The following is a 5213-nucleotide window of genomic DNA, read 5'->3' as shown; positions in this document are numbered from 1 at the left end:
GATCACCTGGCAGGATAGGGAGAGTACCCGGGAAGCCCAGACGGCGGCGATTTTGCTTACCAACGATATGGAGCAGCAGCTTGCCCAGGGGGATGCCCAGGCTGCCGGGGCGTCTGCTGCACAGCTGCGGCAGGAATTGGTGCGTATGGAGCCTGCCGCTCCGGATCACAGCCAGGCGTGGCTGCTATGGAGCGCTGCCCTTTGCACCCTGGCAGCCGCCTTCGGGTATTTGTACGTTGCAGTGCTGCGTCCCTTTGACAAGCTGAAGGACTTTGCGTCCCGGCTTGCCCAAGGGGATTTTGACGTACCCCTTCGGTATCAGCGTGCCAATTACTTTGGGGATTTCACCTGGGCATTTGACAATATGCGCCGGGAGATCACCAAGGCCAGAAGCGGAGAACGGGAGGCGATCGAAAACAACAAGACCGTTATCGCCACTCTGTCCCATGACATCAAGACGCCGGTTTCCTCTATTCGAGCCTATGCGGAGGGATTGGAAGCCAATATGGACACCACCCCGGAGCGCCGGAGCCGGTATCTGTCCGTTATCATGCGTAAGTGCGACCAGGTATCCCAGCTGACGGACGATCTGTTTTTGCATGCTCTGTCGGATCTGGAAAGGCTGAAGATCCGCAGGGAACGGTTGGAGCTGTCCAGCCTGGTGGGACAGGCGGCGGAGGAGCTGTCCGGTCAGGAAGAAGTGATCTGCCAGAAGGCGGCATCCCCCATGTATGTGATGGGAGATCCGGAGCGGATTACGCAAATTTTAGAAAACCTCATCAATAATGCCCGAAAGTATGCAAAGCCCCCTATTCTGATCAGCCTGGATCAGCAGGCGGGCATGGCGCAGCTGCATGTGTGGGATCGGGGCGGCGGCATTCCGGATGCGGATATGCCCTTTGTGTTTGAAAAATTCTATCGGGGTAAAAACTGCGGTACCGCTCAGGGCTCCGGGCTTGGATTGTACATCGTCCGGTATCTGACGGAGAAAATGGGAGGCAGGGTGCTGCTCCACAACCATCCGGAGGGACTGGAGGCTTTGGTGCAGCTGCCGCTGCTCAGGCAACAATGCTCAGAGCATGCTTAGTGGCTTTGTATGGTGCTGCCTTAAGGACTTCTTAATATCCCCTGTGGTATGCTAAGGACAGAATCATAGAAAGGAAACAGGCTATATGAAACAATCTATTCTGTCCGCCAGCGGACTTTGCAAGAGCTTTGCCCACAATGGCAATCAGCTGCACATTTTATCCGGTTTGGATCTGGAGCTGTACCAGGGGGAATTTACCGTGGTCATGGGGGTCTCCGGTGCCGGAAAGTCCACCCTGCTGTATGCCCTGGGTGGCATGGATCGTGCCACCGCCGGGCAGGTGCTTTACAAAGGAGAGAATCTGGTCACCATGCGGGAAAAGAAACTGGCGGCTCTCCGGTGCGGGGACTTCGGCTTTATTTTTCAGCAGATGCACCTGGTCAGCAATTTGTCCCTGTACGAGAATGTACTGGTGGCAGGCTATGTAAACAGGACGATACCTGGAGAAACGGTACGCAGCCGTGCAAAGGAATTGATGGAGCGCATGGGCATCTGGAGTATGGGCAGCCATCTGCCCTCCCAGGTATCCGGCGGCGAGCAGCAGCGCTGTGCCATTGCCCGGGCAGTGGTGCATGCGCCCAGGCTGCTGTTTGCCGATGAGCCCACCGGGGCATTGAACCGAAAGCATACCACGGAGGTGCTGGATCTGCTGACTGAGATGAACCGGCAGGGACAGAGCATACTGATGGTGACCCACGACACCCGTGCGGCAGTTCGTGCGGATCGGTTGATCTATCTGGCAGACGGGGGCATTGTAGGAGAATTACAGATGCCTTCCTATACGGCCCAGGAAGAAAAAAGCCGGGTGAACCAGGTCAATGCATGGTGTTGAAAGACATGCAATGTCCGAAAAATGCCTGAAAACGAAAAAAGCCGAAAAATCCCGTTAAAACACAGAAAAAGCCCAGTTTTACGTGGAATTTCACGCAAAACCGGGTGATAAATTGCAAAAAGGCGCATGACGCTATTTCCGAAGAAAAAGCCCGTAGGCTACCTTAGTTTAGGTAATCTACGGGCTTTTGGCTTTTCGGCGTTTAAAGCGATTTTAAAATTTAAACGGCGTTTAAACCACGCAAAACCAGGGTTTTTAAAGACAAGCCGGCCAAGAACCGGCACGGTCAAGAGCATGACTGGATAGGGAAATAGGGAAACAAAAAGGGCTGGATAGGGAAACTAGTTTCTCTATCTGCCCTTTCCGGTGGTACAGCTATTCAATAGTATACAATATGTATACTATTGAAGTTTAAACTTCCGATCAGCGCACTGTTGCACGATCGACTGATACCCCTTACTGTTGGCGTTACGCATCCGGCTGAATGCAGCAAGTGTTTTGGGTGCCAAATCCGGGGCACGCTTTTTCAAAATGTCATACTGCCGTTCGCTTTCTACTTTTGCAAGGAGTTTGGTCTGCTCCTCATCGTACTGTAGCTTTTGTTCTGGGGTTCTCTGATCTACAAAGGGGGCATTGCTGTAAGCCACAATATTCTTGGCGTACATCGGCTTGCTCACACCCTCTTTAAAAGGGTAGAAGGAATGTCTGCATCCTTCGTGAACTTCTCCCCTTTCCTTTATGCACTCTGGCAACGGCGGGAAGCGCTTACTTGTCCCACTGATCGAAAAAACACGACCTTCGTACTTGGAGCATTCGCCACAGGTTACCCCGTGTTTGGACATCTCCAACAGATCCGTTTTCATAGAATTTGCATTCTTTACAGCTTGCTTAAATTCAGGAGTCCATTTACGGTCTATCTTGTTCGGAATAAATACCGGTGGTTTCTTTTTAAACAAAAACAATGTAACCCCTCCTTGCTATAGTTTCCCGATCACCAGCCCAAAACAGCGCACGGAATCATCCGGGCTGATTGGAATATCATCATACTTGTCGTTCGCCGAGATCAGACATCGGCGGCCGGCTTTTTTTATGTATCCTGCACCGTTGACCGCAAAAATGCCCACCTGACCCTCCGGCACCTCCTGCTCCTGCTCTACCAGGACAATGTCGCCATCAGAGAACATCGGTTCCATGCTATCCCCCTCTACAAGAACGGAAAAATCCGCACGCCGGGTAGTAGGCGTTGCCGGCACACTGATCGTTTCCTGCGCCCCATCCTGTGCCAGCAGATCAACACCTAGACCAGCGGATACTGGCAGTTCAAAAAACGGGATTTCAATGCTTTCGCACGGCGCAGATTCTTCTGGGACGCTGCGCCGGATCTCCTGGCGCTTTGCCTGCTCCCGGGCACGTTCCTCTGCCTGCTGCTCTGCAAGTGTTTCTGCACGCTCTGATATGCGTGCCCGTGCAAGCTCATCTACAGAATTATAGTACATCAGCAATTGCTTCTGGTCATCAGATAAAAAGGCTGTATCATTTTGAATGCCTCGGAGCAGAAAGTCAGTAGTTACGTTTAAACGCACTGCCAGCTTCACAACAATATCACTATTTGGGGCTGATCCCTTCTTCCAGTTTGCAATAGAACCCTTTGCCCCGCCACATTCCAGTACGACCGGGGTAACCTTACACTTATTTCTTGCACAGGCATCCACTAGATTATCATAAAACATACAAAAAGACACCTCCAATCATGTGCAATACGCACAAAGTTCATTTAAACGCACGAATTGTATTGACAAGTGCGTTTAAATGCACTATAATAAAACCATGGGCAATACATGAGGGTATACGACCCCAATATCATTGTACCATGGATCCCCCACAAAATCAAGAGAAGTAGGTGAAAAGATGACAATCAAAGAATTTCAAGAATTGCAGGCGCTTCCGTACCCGCAGAAGCTGATCCACGCTAGGAGCAGGGCAGAACAGTTTTACTTGAAATGCCATGCTTTAGGCTATAATGTCCACGTTAGCGTCGGAGGATTAGACAGCATCACGCTTCTGGTTTTTCTCCGCAGCATCGGGATTGATGTACCGGCTATTTCGGTTTCAATCCTAGAGGATAAGGGAAATCAGGAAGTTCATAAGCAGCTTGGCGTGCAATCAATTGCGCCGTACATGTCAAAGACGCAGGTATTGCAAGAGCTGGGCTTCCCTGTAGTCAGCAAAGCGAAAGCCAATAAAATCAGCTATCTGCTCCAGCCAAATGCGGATAAGCAAACGTTTATTCATGCGATCATGACTGGAGATATGGGAGCACAAGGTGGGTACAAGCACAGCGATAGGATCAAGCTGCAGGACAAGTGGATCAAGCTGTTTGGCGGTAACTATGCAGACATGCGTCCAGATCTTGACATCAGACCCGCACCAAGCTTCAAGGTTTCCTCCAGGTGTTGCTACTACATGAAGGAGAAGCCATGTGATGACTGGGCAAAGCAGCATAACTCCGTGCCGTATCTTGGGCTCATGGCATCCGAAGGCGGACAGCGTGAGATGGCGCTCATGAAAAACGGCTGCAACTACTTTGGGAAGAGCACTATCCGCAGTTGTCCATTTGCGATCTTTACCCGCCAGGATCTTCTCCAGCTTGCGCTTGATCTTAATGTTCCGGTTCCAAAGGCATACGGCGAGATCGTGAGAGACCAGGATGGTACACTCCGGACTACCAGAGCGCAGCGTACCGGATGCAGTATGTGCGGATTTGGCATCCATATCGAAAAGCGTCCGCATCGCTTTGATCGACTTCGTGAGGACCATCCTGCCGAATGGGAGTACTGGATGCGCAACTGCTGTACGGACGAGGATGGAAATAAATACGGCTGGGGCAGAGTACTGGACTGGATCGGCGTTGCCTGGGAAGACAAGTATAAAGAAAAAAGCCCCCAGTAGGACTGGCCGGTGGCGTAACTACTATCAGAAAGGAAGAATCATATGACATTAGGAGAAATCATCCGTGCCCGGCGAAAGGCACTGGATCTGACGCAGGCAGAGCTGGCAGACCGTTCCGGGCTGTCGCAGATGAGCGTCAGCCTGTTTGAGAATGACCGGAGAAATCCGTCCCTGGGGACGCTGGACGTGCTGGCGGTTCATCTGAAATGCAGCACATCCGACCTGCTCCGTGCCCGAGAGGAGGATCAGCATGGACGCTGAACGCCGGATCGCCGTCATCAGGAATCGCCTGGAGCAGGTGGACAGGGAGCGTACTCGACTGGAAGCCCGGCGGGCACAGGAGCC

General features: G+C 51.9%; 6 protein-coding genes. 4 read left to right on the top strand and 2 right to left on the bottom strand.

Annotated elements, in window-relative coordinates; genetic code table 11:
* On the top strand, positions 1-1087 hold a 1087-nt coding region (locus tag QVO51_RS07620; RefSeq protein ID WP_288168005.1), incomplete at its 5' end, for a HAMP domain-containing sensor histidine kinase.
* 85 nt (positions 1088-1172) lie between these two features.
* Positions 1173-1919, top strand: coding sequence for an ABC transporter ATP-binding protein (locus QVO51_RS07615; RefSeq protein WP_022357906.1), 747 nt, complete (start codon positions 1173-1175; stop codon positions 1917-1919).
* A 401-nt stretch (positions 1920-2320) separates the two neighbouring features.
* Here QVO51_RS07615 and QVO51_RS07610 read toward each other — a convergent pair whose 3' ends face one another.
* Both QVO51_RS07610 and QVO51_RS07605 read right to left on the bottom strand, forming a co-directional pair.
* Positions 2321-2881: a phage minor capsid protein gene (locus QVO51_RS07610; protein WP_022357905.1), complete on the bottom strand. Its 561-nt coding sequence runs from the start codon at positions 2879-2881 to the stop codon at positions 2321-2323.
* 15 nt (positions 2882-2896) lie between these two features.
* On the bottom strand, positions 2897-3649 hold the full coding sequence (locus tag QVO51_RS07605; protein ID WP_022357904.1) for a LexA family protein: 753 nt from the start codon (positions 3647-3649) through the stop codon (positions 2897-2899).
* Between the two features lie 178 nt (positions 3650-3827).
* Between QVO51_RS07605 and QVO51_RS07600 the strand changes: the two genes are divergently transcribed.
* Positions 3828-4868 carry a hypothetical protein gene (locus QVO51_RS07600; protein WP_022357903.1) on the top strand — a complete coding sequence of 347 codons (1041 nt, stop codon included), beginning with the start codon at positions 3828-3830 and terminating at the stop codon, positions 4866-4868.
* 42 nt (positions 4869-4910) lie between these two features.
* Complete coding sequence (locus QVO51_RS07595) at positions 4911-5129, top strand: helix-turn-helix domain-containing protein (RefSeq protein ID WP_022357902.1); 219 nt, start codon at positions 4911-4913, stop codon at positions 5127-5129.
* Positions 5130-5213: the final 84 nt, after the last annotated feature.

The sequence above is a fragment of the Ruminococcus sp. CAG:379 genome, assembly GCF_000434255.1.
Classification (GTDB): domain Bacteria; phylum Bacillota; class Clostridia; order Oscillospirales; family Ruminococcaceae; genus Ruminococcus_F; species Ruminococcus_F champanellensis.
Note: the sequence above shows the minus strand (reverse complement) of the source record. Positions and strands in the feature narration are given on the sequence as shown.

Excerpts from the sequence above, each read along its gene's own strand:
- QVO51_RS07600 (WP_022357903.1), top strand. The coding sequence starts at position 3,828 with ATGACAATCAAAGAATTTCAAGAATTGCAGGCGCTTCCGTACCCGCAG.
- QVO51_RS07595 (WP_022357902.1), top strand. The coding sequence starts at position 4,911 with ATGACATTAGGAGAAATCATCCGTGCCCGGCGAAAGGCACTGGATCTG.
- QVO51_RS07615 (WP_022357906.1), top strand. The coding sequence starts at position 1,173 with ATGAAACAATCTATTCTGTCCGCCAGCGGACTTTGCAAGAGCTTTGCC.
- QVO51_RS07605 (WP_022357904.1), bottom strand. The coding sequence starts at position 3,649 with ATGTTTTATGATAATCTAGTGGATGCCTGTGCAAGAAATAAGTGTAAG.